This window comes from Stenotrophomonas sp. TWI273 (assembly GCF_039674765.1).
In the GTDB taxonomy this organism is placed as follows: Bacteria; Pseudomonadota; Gammaproteobacteria; order Xanthomonadales; family Xanthomonadaceae; genus Stenotrophomonas.
This window is the reverse complement of record NZ_JBDJOA010000007.1, coordinates 50,542-65,635: the sequence shown is the minus strand read 5'-3', so window position 1 is coordinate 65,635 and position 15,094 is coordinate 50,542. Positions and strand designations below refer to the sequence as shown.

General features: G+C 68.6%; 11 protein-coding genes. 9 read left to right on the top strand and 2 right to left on the bottom strand.

What is annotated here, in order from left to right; genetic code table 11:
• The first annotated feature begins 144 nt into the window (after window positions 1-144).
• The 6 genes from ABE571_RS11605 to ABE571_RS11580 all read left to right on the top strand — a co-directional run bounded on the left by ABE571_RS11605 (window position 145) and on the right by ABE571_RS11580 (window position 8,997).
• Window positions 145-2,829 carry a DUF2339 domain-containing protein gene (locus ABE571_RS11605; RefSeq protein WP_346481880.1) on the top strand — a complete coding sequence of 895 codons (2,685 nt, stop codon included), beginning with the start codon at window positions 145-147 and terminating at the stop codon, window positions 2,827-2,829.
• Window positions 2,826-4,187 carry a DUF3999 domain-containing protein gene (locus tag ABE571_RS11600; RefSeq protein WP_346466534.1) on the top strand — a complete coding sequence of 454 codons (1,362 nt, stop codon included), beginning with the start codon at window positions 2,826-2,828 and terminating at the stop codon, window positions 4,185-4,187. The genes ABE571_RS11605 and ABE571_RS11600 overlap by 4 nt, the downstream gene beginning before the upstream one ends.
• 159 nt (window positions 4,188-4,346) lie before the next feature.
• Complete coding sequence (locus tag ABE571_RS11595; RefSeq protein ID WP_313210031.1) at window positions 4,347-5,522, top strand: phosphoglycerate kinase; 1,176 nt, start codon at window positions 4,347-4,349, stop codon at window positions 5,520-5,522.
• Complete coding sequence (locus ABE571_RS11590) at window positions 5,519-6,160, top strand: HAD-IA family hydrolase (RefSeq protein WP_313210033.1); 642 nt, start codon at window positions 5,519-5,521, stop codon at window positions 6,158-6,160. Before ABE571_RS11595 ends, ABE571_RS11590 begins: the two co-directional genes overlap by 4 nt.
• 213 nt (window positions 6,161-6,373) lie before the next feature.
• On the top strand, window positions 6,374-7,840 hold the full coding sequence (gene pyk, locus ABE571_RS11585) for a pyruvate kinase (protein ID WP_123730337.1): 1,467 nt from the start codon (window positions 6,374-6,376) through the stop codon (window positions 7,838-7,840).
• A gap of 152 nt (window positions 7,841-7,992) precedes the next feature.
• Window positions 7,993-8,997, top strand: coding sequence for a class I fructose-bisphosphate aldolase (locus ABE571_RS11580; RefSeq protein ID WP_121039354.1), 1,005 nt, complete (start codon window positions 7,993-7,995; stop codon window positions 8,995-8,997).
• 69 nt (window positions 8,998-9,066) lie between these two features.
• Here ABE571_RS11580 and ABE571_RS11575 read toward each other — a convergent pair whose 3' ends face one another.
• Complete coding sequence (locus ABE571_RS11575) at window positions 9,067-9,666, bottom strand: O-acetyl-ADP-ribose deacetylase (protein ID WP_346482828.1); 600 nt, start codon at window positions 9,664-9,666, stop codon at window positions 9,067-9,069.
• 238 nt (window positions 9,667-9,904) lie between these two features.
• Entirely contained in the window at window positions 9,905-10,864 is a 960-nt protein-coding gene (gene cysK, locus ABE571_RS11570; RefSeq protein WP_121039348.1) for a cysteine synthase A, read from the bottom strand.
• A gap of 240 nt (window positions 10,865-11,104) precedes the next feature.
• On the opposite strand from cysK, the gene ABE571_RS11565 reads away from it, so the two are divergent.
• From ABE571_RS11565 to ABE571_RS11555, 3 genes are all read left to right on the top strand, one after another.
• Window positions 11,105-12,088: a LysR family transcriptional regulator gene (locus ABE571_RS11565; RefSeq protein WP_313219690.1), complete on the top strand. Its 984-nt coding sequence runs from the start codon at window positions 11,105-11,107 to the stop codon at window positions 12,086-12,088.
• 184 nt (window positions 12,089-12,272) lie between these two features.
• Window positions 12,273-12,797: a hypothetical protein gene (locus ABE571_RS11560; RefSeq protein ID WP_346482827.1), complete on the top strand. Its 525-nt coding sequence runs from the start codon at window positions 12,273-12,275 to the stop codon at window positions 12,795-12,797.
• Window positions 12,798-12,867: 70 nt separating this feature from the next.
• Complete coding sequence (locus tag ABE571_RS11555) at window positions 12,868-14,925, top strand: TonB-dependent copper receptor (RefSeq protein ID WP_346493746.1); 2,058 nt, start codon at window positions 12,868-12,870, stop codon at window positions 14,923-14,925.
• Window positions 14,926-15,094: the final 169 nt, after the last annotated feature.

The following is a 15,094-nucleotide window of genomic DNA, read 5'->3' as shown; positions in this document are numbered from 1 at the left end:
CCGGCCCCGTGCCGGGGTCTGTCGTTTCAGGGCGCCCGCCAGGCCTTGATCCCGCGTGTGCCGCCGATCCTTTAGCATGGCCCGCGTGCCCTGGCACTGCGCCTGCCGGGTGCAGCCGGGGCGACCTCTTGAGGATGGCCTGGAATGGAAGCTCTGATTGTCCTGCTGGTGCTGGTACTGCTGGCGATCCCGCTGCTGCTGATCGTGGCGCTGGTGATGATCGCCGGCCTGCGCCGCCGCGTGGCCGCGCTGGAGCAACGCGCGGCAGGTTCGGCCTGGGACGCCACGCCGGTGCCAGCCGAACCCGAACGGCCGCTGCGCTGGACGGATATCCAATCCGTCGACACCGTGGCCGCGCCGCTGGACGTCGGCATGCAGCCCGGGGTTAAACCGCCGGTCGAGACCGCGGATACCACGGCTGCACCCGCAGCGGCGGCCGCCATGCCGCCCCCACTGCCGTCCTCGGCGTCGATTCCCCCCAGGCCCGCGCCGCCGGTGGTGCCGGTTGAACCGCAGGACCCGGGTATCGGCGAGCGCATCGTCGGCACCCTCAAACAGTGGTTCACCGAAGGCAACGTGCCCGTCAAGATCGGCATGCTGGTGCTGCTGGCCGGTGTGGCCGCGCTGCTCAAGTACGCCAGCGACCAGGGCTGGTTGAACGCCCCGATCGAGCTGCGCCTGGCCGCCATCGCGCTGGCGGCGCTGGCCGGGCTGGTGTTCGGCTGGGTGCAGCGCGATACCCGGCGCCTGTTCGCGCTGGCGCTGCAGGGCGGGGCGATCGGCGTCCTGCTGCTGACCATCTTCGCCGCGTTCAAGCGCTACGACCTGATTCCCGCCGTGCCGGCGTTCGCGCTAAGCGTGCTGCTGATCGCCGGCATGGGCGTGCTGGCGGTGGTGCAGAACTCGCGCACGTTGGCCGTGCTCGGCATCCTGGCCGGCTTCATGGCGCCGATATGGCTGTCCACCGGCAGCGGCAACCATGTCGCGCTGTTCTCGTATTACGCGGTGCTCAATGCGGCGATCCTGGCGATTGCCTGGTGGCGACCGTGGCGCGCGCTGAACCTGCTCGGCTTTGCCTTCACCTTCGGCATCGGTACGGCCTGGGGCGTGCTCCAGTACAGCGCGGACAAGTTCGCCAGCACCGAGCCGTTCCTGCTGCTGTTCTTCGCCTTCTACCTGCTGATTCCGATCCTCTATGCGCGTCGGCAGAGCGCGGGCAAGCGCGACCTGATCGATGGCAGCCTGGTGTTCGGCACGCCGCTGATCGCGTTCTCACTGCAGGCCGGCCTGCTGCAGGACGACCGCCTGCTGCTGGCATTGTGCTCGCTGGCACTGGCCGCGCTGTACGCGGGGCTGGCGTGGGTGCTGATCAAGCGCGAGCGCTATGCCGCGCTGGGCCAGTCGCATGCGGTGCTCGCAGTGGGCTTTGCCACGTTGGCGGTGCCGCTGGCGCTGTCCGCACGGGCCACCGCCAGCGTGTTCGCGCTGGAAGGGGCCGCCTTGGCCTGGCTGGGCCTGCGCCAGCAGCGCTGGCTGCCGCAGATCGCCGGTGCGCTGCTGACCCTGGGCGCCGCGTTCGGCTTCGTGGTCGGCGCGGACTACTGGCATCTCGATGCCACGGCCATCGCCAACCCGACCTTCATGAGCGGCCTGCTGCTGGCGCTGGCCGGTTTCGCCGCGGCCTTCAGCTATCGCCGTGCGCAGCGCGACGCACCGGCCATCGTCTACTACCTGTGGGGCCTGCTGTGGTGGCTGGGCAGTGGCACCCACGAGATCCTGCGCTTCGTCGCGCACCGCAGCGAACCGGATGCGCTGCTGATCGCCGCGGCCGTCACCGGTTGGCTGGCCGCCGAGATGCATCGACGCTGGCCGGCACGCGCCCTGGTGCTCACCACGCTGGCGATGGTGCTGGCCGCGTTCCCGTTGGCGCTGTGGCAGGCGGACGTGCACGACCAACCGTTCGCCGGGTATGGCGCGCTGGCCTGGGCGGTGTTCGCGCTGCTGGGCGTGCGCAGCCTGTGGTGTCTGCGCGCGGGCGACGACCGCACGTCGCTGGCGGCGCAGTTCCTGTGGTGGTTGCTGTGGCCGTGCGTGGTGTCGCTGGCCTGCCTGTGGCTGGCCGACCGTTTCGCGCTGGCACAGGGGTGGGGCCTGGCCCTGATGCTGCTGCCGTGGCTGCTCGTCACCGCGGTGGCGCTGTTGCGCTGGCGCTGGCTGACGGTGCCGCTCGGCGAACGTTTCGATCCGATGCGTACGCCGCTGCAGGGCACGTTGTTTGCGGTGCTTGGCGTGAGCTGGGCGGGCCTGTTGCTGGTCCCGGCCGGCGCTGCACCGCTGCCGTGGCTGCCGCTGCTCAACCCCGTGGAACTGGCGCAGCTCGCTGTTCTGGTACTCGCCGCGCGCTGGCTGTGGTCCACGCAGGCGCCGGAGGGCCTGCGTGCGATGCGCATACCGGTGCTGGCGATTGCCGGCTTTGTCGCCCTGACCAGCATCACCCTGCACGCCGTGCATCACTGGGGCGGGGTGCCGTGGAACGAACGCTTGTGGTCCTCGACCTTGGCCCAGACCAGCCTGACCGTGGTGTGGAGCGTGCTCGGCGTGATCAGCTGGGTGTGGGGCTCGCGCCGCGGGCAACGCGTGCTGTGGCTGGTCGGTGCGGTGTTGATGGGCGTGGTGCTGGCCAAGCTGGTGCTGATCGACCGCCAGCACCTGGGCAACCTGCTGGGCATTTCTTCTTTCATTGCTTACGGCCTGCTGTGCACGGTCGTGGGCTATCTGGCACCGGCGCCGCCGCGCGCGCCGGACCCCGCCGTGGAGCCGCAGTCTTGACGACCTTTCGCCCGCTGATCCTCCTCACCGCGCTGGCGCTTCCGGCGCTGGCCCAGGCCCAGGCCGCCGATGACCGCCAGGCCTATCGCCAGCAGTGGCCGCTGCAGCTCGCGCAGCCACAGGCCGGTGCCTACCGGCTGACGCTCGACGATGGCGTCTACCGCACCGCGGTGTCGCCACGCCTGGCCGATGTGCAGGTGTTCAATGCACAAGGTCAGGCACTGCCCTCGGCCCTGCTGGCGGCCGACCAGCCACTGGCGCAGGCCCCGCAATGGCAGACGCTGTCATGGTTCCCATTGCCGCCGATGGCCGGCACCTCTGGCGACGATCTGCAGCTGCTGACCGAGCGCAATACCGACGGCAGCGTGCGCCGGGTGGAAGCGCGGCTGGGGCGCGGTGGCGCGGCCGGGCAACCGGCCGGCTGGCTGATCGACGCCAGCGCGCTGAACACCGGCGTGCAGGCGCTGCGCCTGGACTGGCAGACACAGTCGCCACTGCAGGCGCGCGTGCGCGTGGAGATGAGCAACGATCTGCGCGATTGGCTGCGCATCGCCGACGACGTGCCGCTGGTGGATCTGCAGCACGAAGGTCGCCGGCTGCAGCAGCGCCGCATCGAGATCGCGCGCCAGGCCAAGTACTTCCGCATTCTGCCGATCGGCGCCGATGCCTTGCCGGCGCTGTCCACGGTGCAGGCCGAGCTGGCGCCGACCGCGCAGGCGATCGCGTGGCGCTGGCAGTCGCTGACCGGTACCGCTGGCAAGCCCGGTGAATTCGAGTATCAGCTGGACGGGCGCTTCCCGATCGCGCAGGCCGATATCGCCACCGCCGACAACAGCGTGGTGCAGTGGACGCTGTTGAGCCGCGACGATGCCGATCAGCCGTGGCAGGTGCGCGCCGGCCCGTGGGTGGCCTACCAGCTGCAGGACGCCGCCGACCGTCGCCAATCGCAGACCCAGCCGCTGACGCGCAGCACGCGCGACCGTTACTGGAAACTGATCGCGGGCCAGCCGCAGTCGATGCCGGCGCCAACGCTCAAGCTCGGTTACCAGCCCGAAACGCTGGTGTTCCTCAGCCAGGGCGAGCCGCCGTATGCGGTGGCCGCCGGCAGCGTGCGCGCCGAGCGCCAGGACGCGCCGGTCGCCACCGTGATCGCCCAACTGCGCGAACAGCATGGCGCGCAGTGGCAGCCGGCACAGGCCACCGTGCAGGGTGCACCGGAAGTGCTCGCCGGCGATGCCGCAGTGGCCCCGCAGCGCGACTGGAAACAGTGGCTGCTGTGGGCGCTGCTGGTGATCGGCGTGCTGATCGTCGGCGGGTTCGCGGTCAGCCTGCTGCGTCAGCCAAACCGGAACGGGTAGGTACCGACCGTTGGTCGGTACGGCATGTCCGCATGCGACGACCAACGGTCGCCGCCTACCTCCGTCCCGGTCATGGATTTGCGATGCACCCGCGCAGCCGGGACAATGATCGTCTGCGCCGCACGGCGCCCTTCCTTCTTCAGAGCCAAAGAGTTGCTTATGTCCATCGTTCGCATGACCGACCTCGATCTCTCCGGCAAGCGCGTGCTGATCCGCCAGGATCTGAACGTGCCGATCGACAACGGCCAGATCACCTCCGAGCAGCGCATCACCGCCTCGCTGCCGACGCTGAAGCTGGCGCTGGAGAAGGGCGCCGCCGTGATGGTGACCTCGCACCTGGGACGTCCGAAGGAAGGCGTGTGGAGTGAAGCCGACTCGCTGGCCCCGGTGGCGCTGCGCCTGTCGCAGCTGCTGGGGGTCGAGGTGCCGCTGGTGCGTGATTGGGTCGATGGCGTGGACGTCGCGCCCGGTTCCATCGTGCTGCTGGAAAACTGCCGCATGAATGTCGGCGAAGGCAAGGACGATGAAGCGCTGGCGAAGAAGTACGCCGCGCTGTGCGATGTGTTCGTCATGGATGCCTTCGGCACCGCGCACCGCGCGCAGGCCTCCACCCACGGCGTGATCCGCTTCGCTCCGGTCGCCGCTGGCGGTCCGCTGCTGATGGCCGAACTGGACGCGCTGGCCAAGGCGCTGCTCGCGCCCGCCCAGCCGCTGCTGGCGATCGTGGCCGGCAGCAAGGTCAGCACCAAGCTCGAACTGCTCTCCAGCCTGGTCGGCAAGGTCGACCAGCTGATCGTCGGCGGTGGCATCGCCAACACCTTCATCGCGGCGGCCGGTTACTCGGTCGGCAAGTCGCTGTATGAGCCGGACCTGCTGGACACCGCGAAGAAGATCGTGGCCGATGCCAAGGCGCGTGGCGCCGACATCCCGCTGCCGACCGACGTGGTCGTGGCCAAGCAGTTCCTGCCGGACGCCGAAGCCACGGTGAAGGCTGTCGCCGACGTGGCCGAGGATGACCTGATCCTGGATATCGGCCCGGAGACGGCCCAGCACTACGCTGGCCTGATCGCCAAGGCCGGCACCGTGGTCTGGAACGGCCCGGTCGGCGTGTTCGAATTCGAAGCCTTCAGCCATGGCACCGAAGCGCTGGCCCGTGCCATCGCGGCCTCGCCGGCGTTCTCGATCGCCGGGGGCGGCGACACCCTGGCCGCGGTCGACAAGTACGACATCGCGGGCCAGGTGAGCTACATCTCCACCGGTGGCGGCGCGTTCCTGGAGTTCCTGGAAGGCAAGACCCTGCCGGCCGTCGCCGCGCTGGAGGCCCGCGGCTCGTGAGCCGCGATGTGCTGTTCTTCGATCTCGACGGCACGCTGATCGATTCGGCCGTCGGGATCACCGGGTGCGTGGCGCATGCGCTCACGCAGATGGGCCAACCGGTCCCGCCGCAGGCCGAGCTGCGGCGCTGGATCGGGCCGTCGCTGCGCACCAGTTTCGCGCCGTTGTTCAACGATCCAGCCGACGTCGAACAGGCGGTGACGTATTACCGCGAGCGCTTCGACGTGATCGGCTGGCGCGAGCATGAGGTCTACCCGCGGATCGGCCAGGTCGTGCAGACCTTGAAGGATCGCGGCCATCGGCTGGCGATCGTCACCGCCAAGAACGAGCCGCACGCGCGTCGCATCGTCGAGCACCTGCCGTTCGGCGACTGCTTCGAGGACGTGATCGGGGCCACCCCGGATGGCAGCCGCAGCGAGAAGCCGCAGCTGGTGGCCGAGGCCCTGCGCCGGCTGTCGCTGACCCCGGCGCAGTGCTGGATGATCGGCGACCGCCGCATGGATATCGAAGGCGCGCGTCATCACGGGCTGCGCAATATCGGCGTGTTGTGGGGCTTCGGCGGTGCCGAAGAGCTCACGGCGGCCGGGGCGGCGCACCTCGCGCAGGCACCGGACGACCTGCTCACCCTGATCGATTGAGGGGCGCGGCGGCGATCCGTACGCCGCCGCATGTCCTGCGCAAAGCCCCGTCGCGATTGGCGCTGGCCGCCGGGCGGTCAAACGACTGTCCGCGCGGTCGTCTCGGGCTGTCTGCAGGACAACAGCGAAACCCAAGCGTGCCAGCGGTGTAATCGTATTCATGGGACGTGATGGGTGTGCTAATTTCACTCCTTTAACGGGAGCCCATTAACCATGATTGAGCGTCAGCGTCGCACCAAGATCCTTGCCACCCTCGGACCGGCGACCGACCCGCCGGGCGTGCTGGAGGATCTCTTCCGCGCCGGCGTGAACGTGGTTCGCCTCAACTTCAGCCACGGTGACCCCTCCGGCCAGGCCAAGCGCGCTGCCGATGTGCGTGCCGCCGCCGCCCGCGTGGGCGTGGAAGTGGGCATCCTGGCCGATCTGCCGGGCCCGAAGATCCGTATCGAGCGTTTCGCCGAAGGCAAGATCAAGCTCAAGGCGGGCGACCGCTTCGACCTGGTCGCCTCGGCCACCCCGCCGCCGGGCGACACCACCCAGGTCGGCGTGAGCTACCTCGGTCTGCCGCAGGACGTGGTGGCCGGTGACGTGCTGCTGCTCGACGATGGCCTGATGCAGCTGCAGGTGATCGAAGTGCAGGGCGAGCGCATCATCAACACGGTGCTCAACGATGGCGTGCTGTCCGACCGCAAGGGCCTGAACAAGCAGGGCGGTGGCCTGTCGCTGGGCGCGCTGACCGAGCGCGACAAAGAACTGATCGGCATCGTGGCCAAGATCGGCGTGGATTTCATCGCCGTCTCCTTCTGCCGCAACGCGCAGGACATGAACGACGCGCGCGAGATCGCCGAGTCGCACGGCTGCTACGCCGCGCTGGTCTCCAAGATCGAGCGCACCGAAGCGATCGAGAACCTCGAAGAGATCGTCGACGCCAGTGACGTGGTCATGGTCGCGCGTGGCGATCTGGGCGTGGAAATCGGCGATGCCGAACTGCCGGGCCTGCAGAAGAAGATCATCAAGGCCTCGCTGGCGCAGAACAAGGTGGTGATCACCGCCACCCAGATGCTGCAGTCGATGGTCGAAAGCCCGATCCCGACCCGCGCCGAAGTGCTGGACGTGGCCAACTCGGTCATCGACGGTACCGATGCGGTGATGCTCTCGGCCGAAACCGCCGCTGGCATGTACCCGGTCAAGGCGGTCGAAGCGATGGCGCGCATCTGCCTCGGTGCCGAACGCCAGTTCCAGACCGAGACCGACTTCGGCGCCTCGCCGCGCAACCTGGAACGTGCCGACCAGGCGATCGCCATGGCCACCATGTTCCTGTCCCAGCACGTGGGCGTGCGCGCGATCGTGGCGATGACCGAATCCGGTGGCACCGCGCGTTACCTGTCGCGCTTCCGTGCCTCGGCACCGGTGTTCGCGGTGACCCGCCATGACGGCGCCCGCCGCCAGATGGCGCTGATGCGCGATGTGTTCCCGATCAACTTCGACAGCCGCGGCCTGACCCCGCGCGAAGCCGCGCGCGGCAGCATCCGCCTGCTGTTCGAAGCGAACCAGCTGCAGAGCGGCGACCGCGTCGTCTTCACCAGCGGTGAGCACATGGAAACCCATGGCGCCACCAACACGCTGCGCCTGCTGGAAGTGGGCGAAGACGGCCGTGCGAGCGGCCTGGGCGAACTCTAACCGACCCACCCCGCAAGACCCGGACCCGCGTGGCCTCACGGCCGCGCGGGTTCGTCGTTTCAGATGGAATCGTTTCCAGATTCCGTGGACGGTCAGTTCACGGGAGGCGGGGTCTATAATTGGGGTTTTCCCGCACCCGCCACAGGAAGTACATGAGCATCGAACAGCTGGCTGAAACCGCACAGGCCATGGTCGCCCCGGGCAAGGGCATCATCGCGATCGACGAATCCACCGGCACCATCGGCAAGCGCTTCGCCAGCGTGGGCCTGGAGAACACCGAGGAGAACCGTCGCGCCTACCGCGAACTGCTGCTCACCACGCCCAAGCTGAACGAGCACATCTCCGGCGCGATCCTGTACGACGAGACCATCCGTCAGTCCACCAAGGATGGCGTCCCGTTCGCCAAGTACATGGCGGCCCAGGGCATCATCCCGGGCATCAAGGTCGACAAGGGCGCCCATGCCCTGGCCGGCTGCCCGGGCGAGCTGGTCACCGAAGGCCTGGATGGCCTGCGCGAGCGCCTGCAGGAGTACTACAAGCTGGGTGCGCGCTTCGCCAAGTGGCGTGCAGTCATCAACATCGGTGAAAGCATCCCGTCGGGCACCTGCATCGAGTCCAACGCCCACGCGCTGGCCCGTTATGCGGCGCTGTGCCAGGAATGCGGCCTGGTGCCGATGGTCGAGCCGGAAGTGATCATGGACGGTGACCACGACATCGAGACCTGCTACGAAGTCACCGAAGCCACCCTGCGTTCGCTGTTCGACGCGCTGTACCAGCAGAACGTGCTGCTGGAAGGCACCATCCTGAAGGCCTCGATGGTCATCTCCGGCAAGGGCTGCGAAGAGCAGGCCGACGTCGAGGAAGTGGCCGAGTCGACCGTGATGTGCCTCAAGAGCACCGTGCCGGCGATCCTGCCGGGCGTGGTGTTCCTGTCCGGTGGCCAGAGCGATGAGCAGTCCACCGCGCATCTGAATGCCATGAACCAGATGGGCAACCTGCCGTGGCCGCTGAGCTTCTCCTACGGCCGCGCCATGCAGCAGGCTGCATTGAAGCTGTGGGCCAAGGACACCAAGGCGAACGTTGCCAAGGCGCAGCAGACGATCTTCGATCGCGCCAAGGAAAACGGCCAGGCTGCCCTGGGCAAGTGGAACGGCTGATTCACGCCTGACCAGCATCAACGAAAACGCCGGCCTTGGGCCGGCGTTTTTGTTTGCGCGGTGGTTTGCTCAGTGCGCCGCCGCCGGCGGCAACCCGAGCGCCAGCGGCGCGAAGATCGCCGAGGTTGACGGCTCGACCGGCTGCCCCAGCGCGGCCAGCGCCGACTGGTAGGCCTTGTACGTCGCCGCGTTGTACGCCACCAGGATGATCCGGCGCGGCTGGCGATGCGAGCGCTGCCACGTCAGGGTCTCGGTGGCGGCGATGTGCGCGGCCTGGTGCAGCGGATAGCCGAACACGCCGCAGCTGATCGCCGGGAAGGCGATCGATTCCAGATCCAGTTTTTCGGCCAGTTGCAGCGATTTCCAGTAGCAGTTGGCCAGCAGCGCCGGCTCGTCGCGCAGACCGTCCTGCCAGACCGGGCCGACGGTGTGGAACACATGCTTCGCCGGCAGCTCGAACGCTGGCGTCTCGCGCACTTCGCCGGTCGGGCAGCGCATGCCCGGGCGGATCTCCGGCAGGGCGCTACAGGCCTCCAGCAGCTGAGGGCCGGCCGCACGATGGATCGCGCCGTCCACGCCACCACCGCCGAGCAGGGATTCGTTGGCCGCATTGACGATCGCATCCACCGCCAGGGTCGTGATGTCGCCCTGCCACACTTCGATCTTCATGCGTACCGCTCCTTACTGACTGTTACCGGGTCCATACAACGGAATGACGTGCCTGACCTGCACGTTACCCGGCAGGACATCTAGGCTGCGTCATCGTCGTCTCAGGCAGTGCGACCCGCCCGAGCGCTGGCTGACCTTCACACGATGCCGCCGGATCGCTTCACCGCAGATGAAGCGCCCCATGCAAAACGCCCGCCGATGTGGGCGGGCGCTTCGTTCCTACGGACCAACGGGCAGATCAGGGCAGACCGGCCAGCCAGTCGTCGTCGGAGCCTTCGTTGATATCGGCAAACAGCGGGGTGGAGAAGTAGCGCTCGCCGGTGTCGGGCAGCATCGCCAGGATCACCGCGCCGGGTGCGGCCTTGGCAGCGATGTCCAGCGCGCTGGCGACCGTGGCACCGGCCGAGATGCCGACGAAGATGCCTTCCTCGGCCGCCAGCCGGCGCGAGGTCTCGATCGCGCGGGCGTCGTCGATGGTCAGCAGTTCATCGTAGACACCGCGGTTGAGGACCTCCGGCACGAAGTCCGGGGTCCAGCCCTGGATCTTGTGCGGCTTCCACTCATCGCCTTTGAGCAGGGCGGCGCCTTCCGGCTCGGTGGCAACGATGCGCGTCTCCGGGCGGGCCACCTTGAGCACCTCGCCGACGCCGGTCAGGGTGCCGCCGGTGCCCCAGCCCGTGACGAAGTAGTCCAGCCGCTTGCCGGCGAAGTCGCGCAGGATTTCCGGTGCGGTGGTGTTGCGGTGATACGCAGGATTGGCCGGGTTCGCGAACTGGCTGGCCAGGAACCAGCCATGTTCCTCGGCCAGTTCCTTCGCCCGGCGCACCATGCCCGAGCCGCGCTCGGCGGCCGGGGTCAGGATCACCTTGGCGCCATAGGCGCGCATGAGCTTGCGGCGCTCGATCGAGAAGGTCTCCACCATCGTGGCCACGAACTTGTAGCCGCGCGCGGCGGCCACCATCGCCAGCGCCACGCCGGTGTTGCCCGAGGTCGCTTCCACGATGGTATCGCCGGGCTTGAGCAGGCCCTTGGCTTCGGCGTCGAGAATGATCGCCAGCGCCAGTCGGTCCTTGACCGAGCCGCCGGGGTTGAACGACTCGACCTTGGCATACAGGGTGACGTGCTCGGGGGCGAGACGGTGCAGGCGCACCACCGGGGTGTTGCCGATGGTGTCCAGGATGGAGTCGTACAGGGCCATGGGGATGCTCCGGAGAAGTCGTTGCCGCCCGGGGGCCGTGCGGCAGGGGGAAAGGGTCGGGCCGGTGGCGGCGCAAGGCGCCCGCGCGCGGCCGGGCCGGGGTCGGTCAGACCGTACCGCTGGCATATGACCGCGCGAAATGACCTGATTACCTTCTTAAACAACGTTTGGTTATAAGCTGGTGACGGCATTTGCCCTACAGTCGGATGGCCCCCTCTCCATGCGCCGTATCGCCCGCCCATGACGCTGACCCAACTTCGCTACCTGGTCGCCATCGCCGACGCCGAGCTGAACATCACGCTGGCGGCGTCCCGTGTGCACGCCACCCAGCCCGGCCTGTCCAAGCAGCTCAAGCAGCTGGAGGATGAACTCGGCTTTCTCCTGTTCGTGCGTAAGGGTCGCAGCCTGGAAGCGGTGACCCCGGCCGGCGTGGAAGTGATCGGCCGCGCCCGCGCCGTGCTTGGCGAGGCCAACAACATCCGCACGTATGCCGCCAACCAGCGCCGTGAAAGCCAGGGCCAGCTGGTGCTCACCACCACCCATACCCAGGCGCGCTTCGTGCTGCCGCCGGCGGTGGCGCGGATCAAGCAGGCCTACCCGCAGGTCAGCGTGCATCTGCAGCAGGCTGCCGAAAGCGACGCGCTGGACCTGCTCAGCCAGGGCGACGCGGACATCGCCATCATCAGCACCGCCGGCGGTGAACCCACTGCCGGCCTGGCCATTCCGCTGTACCGCTGGCGTCGGCTGGTGCTGGTGCCGCGCGGGCACGCGCTGGACCGCCCGGGCGCCGCGCCGGACCTGCAGGCGCTCGCCAGCCACCCGCTGATCAGCTACGAATCCTCCACCCGCGGCAGCTCCTCGCTGCAGCGCGCCTTCGCCAGCGCCGGGCTGACCCCGGACATCGCCTTGACCGCCCTCGATGCGGACCTGATCAAGACGTATGTGCGCACCGGCCTGGGCGTAGGCCTGCTGGCCGAAATGGCGGTCAACGCCAGCGATGAAGACCTGCGGTCCTGGCCGGCCCCGACGCCGATCGACGAGTGCATCGCCTGGGCGGTGCTGCCGCGTGACCGCGTGCTGCGCGATTACGCGCTGGAGCTGGTGCACGTGCTCGCCCCGCAGATCGATACCCGCGACCTGCGCCGGGTGATCGACGGCAACCAGGAAGCCAACTGGCCGCTGCCGCCGACGTGGGAATCGCTGACGCAGACCATCACCGTCTAGCGACGGTGATGGCTGCCCGCGCATTCCCCCTCTACCCCGCGCCGTTGGCGCGCCCCCTTCAACAGAAGGGGGCTTTTCTCCAGAGCGGTTGAGGGGGTCGGTGGGCGCTTCGAAAGGGCCGCTGCGACGGTTGGTCGCAGGGCTTCGGGTCGGCCGGCCAACGCTCGGGCGCTACCATGACAGGGTGAACGTCCGCCGTCGCCCGTATGCCGTCTTTCTGCAGCTTGCCTTCGTGGCGACGTTGCTGATGGCGCTGGCGCCGCTGGTCAGCCGCTGGCAACAGGCGCATGCCGAGGCGCCGGTGATGCTGATGCCGACCGGCATGACCCACGCGATGCCCGTGCCGCCCGATGCCCACGCCGGGCACGACATGCAGCACGACATCGCGCAGCGCGACGTGCACCACCACGGCATGCAGCAGCACGACATGGCGCACCATGACATGGCGATGCAGCCCATGCCGATGCACGCCCTGCCAAGCGCCCACGACACCCCCGCATCGTCGCCACCGATGAGCGAGCATGCCGGGCATGGCGATGCCTGCGAGTACTGCATGATGGCCTCGCGGCTGATGCCGTGGCTGGCGGTACTGATCCTGCTGCTGCCGGCGATGCCGGTCATTGCCCCGCGGGTGCTGCGCGCGGTGCCCACGCCCCGCAGCCTGCGCTGGCCGGCCCACGCCGCACGCGGCCCCCCCGCGCTCTCCTGAGACCACCGCCCTTTCTGCCCGTGTCGCCGTGATGGCGGCGCGTGCCTGCGTGCTTTTCTGGAGTTCCACCATGACTGTTTCTTCCCGCAGCGCGGGCGCACTGACGCGCCTGTCTGTTTCCCTGTCGCTGGCCCTGGTCGCGCTGCCGCTGCATGCCGCCAACGACGACGCCCGTACGCTCGATACGCTGGTGGTCACCGCCACCGCGCCCTCCTCGCCGCTGCACTGGGTCACCGATCCGCGCCTGCCGCGGCAGCCGGTGCCGGCCAGCGATGGCGCTGACTATCTGAAGACGGTTCCCGGCTTCTCGGCGATCCGCAACGGTGGCACCAACGGCGATCCGGTGCTGCGTGGCATGTTCGGTTCGCGCCTGAACATCGTCAGCAACGAAGGCAATCTGATCGGTGCCTGCCCCTCGCGCATGGACAACCCGCTGTCCTACATCGCCCCGGAAACCTTCGATCGGCTGACCATCATCAAGGGGCCGCAGAGCGTGCGCTGGGGTGCCGGTGCCTCGGCCGGCACGGTGCGCTTCGAGCGCGATACCCCGCGTTTCGATCAGCCGGGCGTGGATATCAACGCCAGCGCGCTGGTCGGCTCGCGCAACCGCAACGACCAGGTGCTGGATCTCACCGCCGGCGCTTCGCCGGGCTATGTGCGGGTCAACGGCAACCGCTCCGAATCGGAGGACTACAAGGACGGCAACGGGGATGTAGTGCCCTCCAGGTGGCGCAAGTGGAACAGCGATGTCGCCGTCGGCTGGACGCCCGATGCCGATACCGTGCTGGAGCTGTCGGCCGGCACCGGCGATGCGATCGCGCGCTACGCCGGTCGCGGCATGGATGGCGCCTCGTTCAGGCGCACCAGCTACGCTGCGCGCTTCGAAAAGGACAATCTGCCGGGTGCATGGGACCGGCTGCAGGCGAACCTGTACTACAACGACGCCGACCACGTGATGGACAACTACACGCTGCGCACGCCGAACCCGGCCAGCAGCATGCCGATGCCGATGGGCTCCAATGTCGACCGTCGCACCACCGGGGGCCGCATCGCATCGGAATGGCGCTGGCAGGACATCGCCATCGTGGCCGGCGTGGACGCGCAGGACAGCCGTCACCGCAGCCGCAATGCCATGGGGCGCAACACGTACCGGGAGCAGCCGTGGCGCACCGATGCGCGCTTCGGGAATCTGGGGGCGTTCACGGAGATCACCCTGGGCGAGGGCACTGCCCAGCGCTGGGTGGGTGGCCTGCGCATGGACCGTGCCGAGGTGAAGGACGAGCGCGCCACCAGCGGCATGATGGCGATGCCGAATCCGACGGCCGGGCAGACCCGGCGCGAGAATCTCGGTAGCGGTTTTGCCCGGTTCGAGCGCGATATCGCCCCCGCACTGACGTGGTACGCCGGTATCGGTCATAGCGAGCGCATGCCCGACTACTGGGAACTGTTCTCGCCGACGCTCGGCCCGGCCGGCGCGGTCAACGCCTTCACCGGTGTGCAGCCGGAAAAAACCACCCAGCTCGATCTGGGTCTGCAGTACCGCACTGATCGCCTCAACGCCTGGGTCTCCGCGTATGCCGGGCGCATCCAGGACTACATCCTGTTCACCTACCGCGACGGCGGCATGATGGGTAGCACCAGCCAGGCCAGCAATGTCGATGCGCGCATTGCCGGCGCCGAGGCGGGCGTGGAGTGGCAGCTGGCGCAGCAGTGGAAACTCGGCGGCACGCTGGCCTATGCCTGGGGCGAGAACCGCAGTGACGGCCGCGCGCTGCCGCAGATGCCGCCGCTGGAAGCCCGGCTCAGCACCGCCTGGGAGGGCGAGCGCTGGACCGTGGGGGCGCTGGCACGCGCGGTCTCGCGTCAGGGCCGGGTCGCGGCGGGGCAGGGCAACGTGGTCGCCCGCGATCTCGGCCCCAGCGCCGGCTTCGCCACCCTGGCCGTGAATGCCAGCTACCGGGTCAACGAGGCGCTCCTGGTCAGTGCAGGCGTGGACAACCTGTTTGACCGCGCCTACAGCGAGCATCTGAACCTGGCCGGCAGCGCCGATTTCGGCTTCCCGGCCGATCCGGTGCGTATCAACGAACCCGGCCGCACCGCATGGTTGAAAGTGAATTATCGGTACTGAGCACGTTGGCCGGGCGGGGGACATCTCGCCCGCCCGGCGCCCGCTGCCGCCGGGGCCGACACCCCGGCGCGTGCCGCGCACTTCGACATGCGTCGATACATGGCGATACATCCTGCGCAGGCCCCAGCACGGAAAGGCCTTCGCCCGTCACCGGCAGATGTGAAGAGGC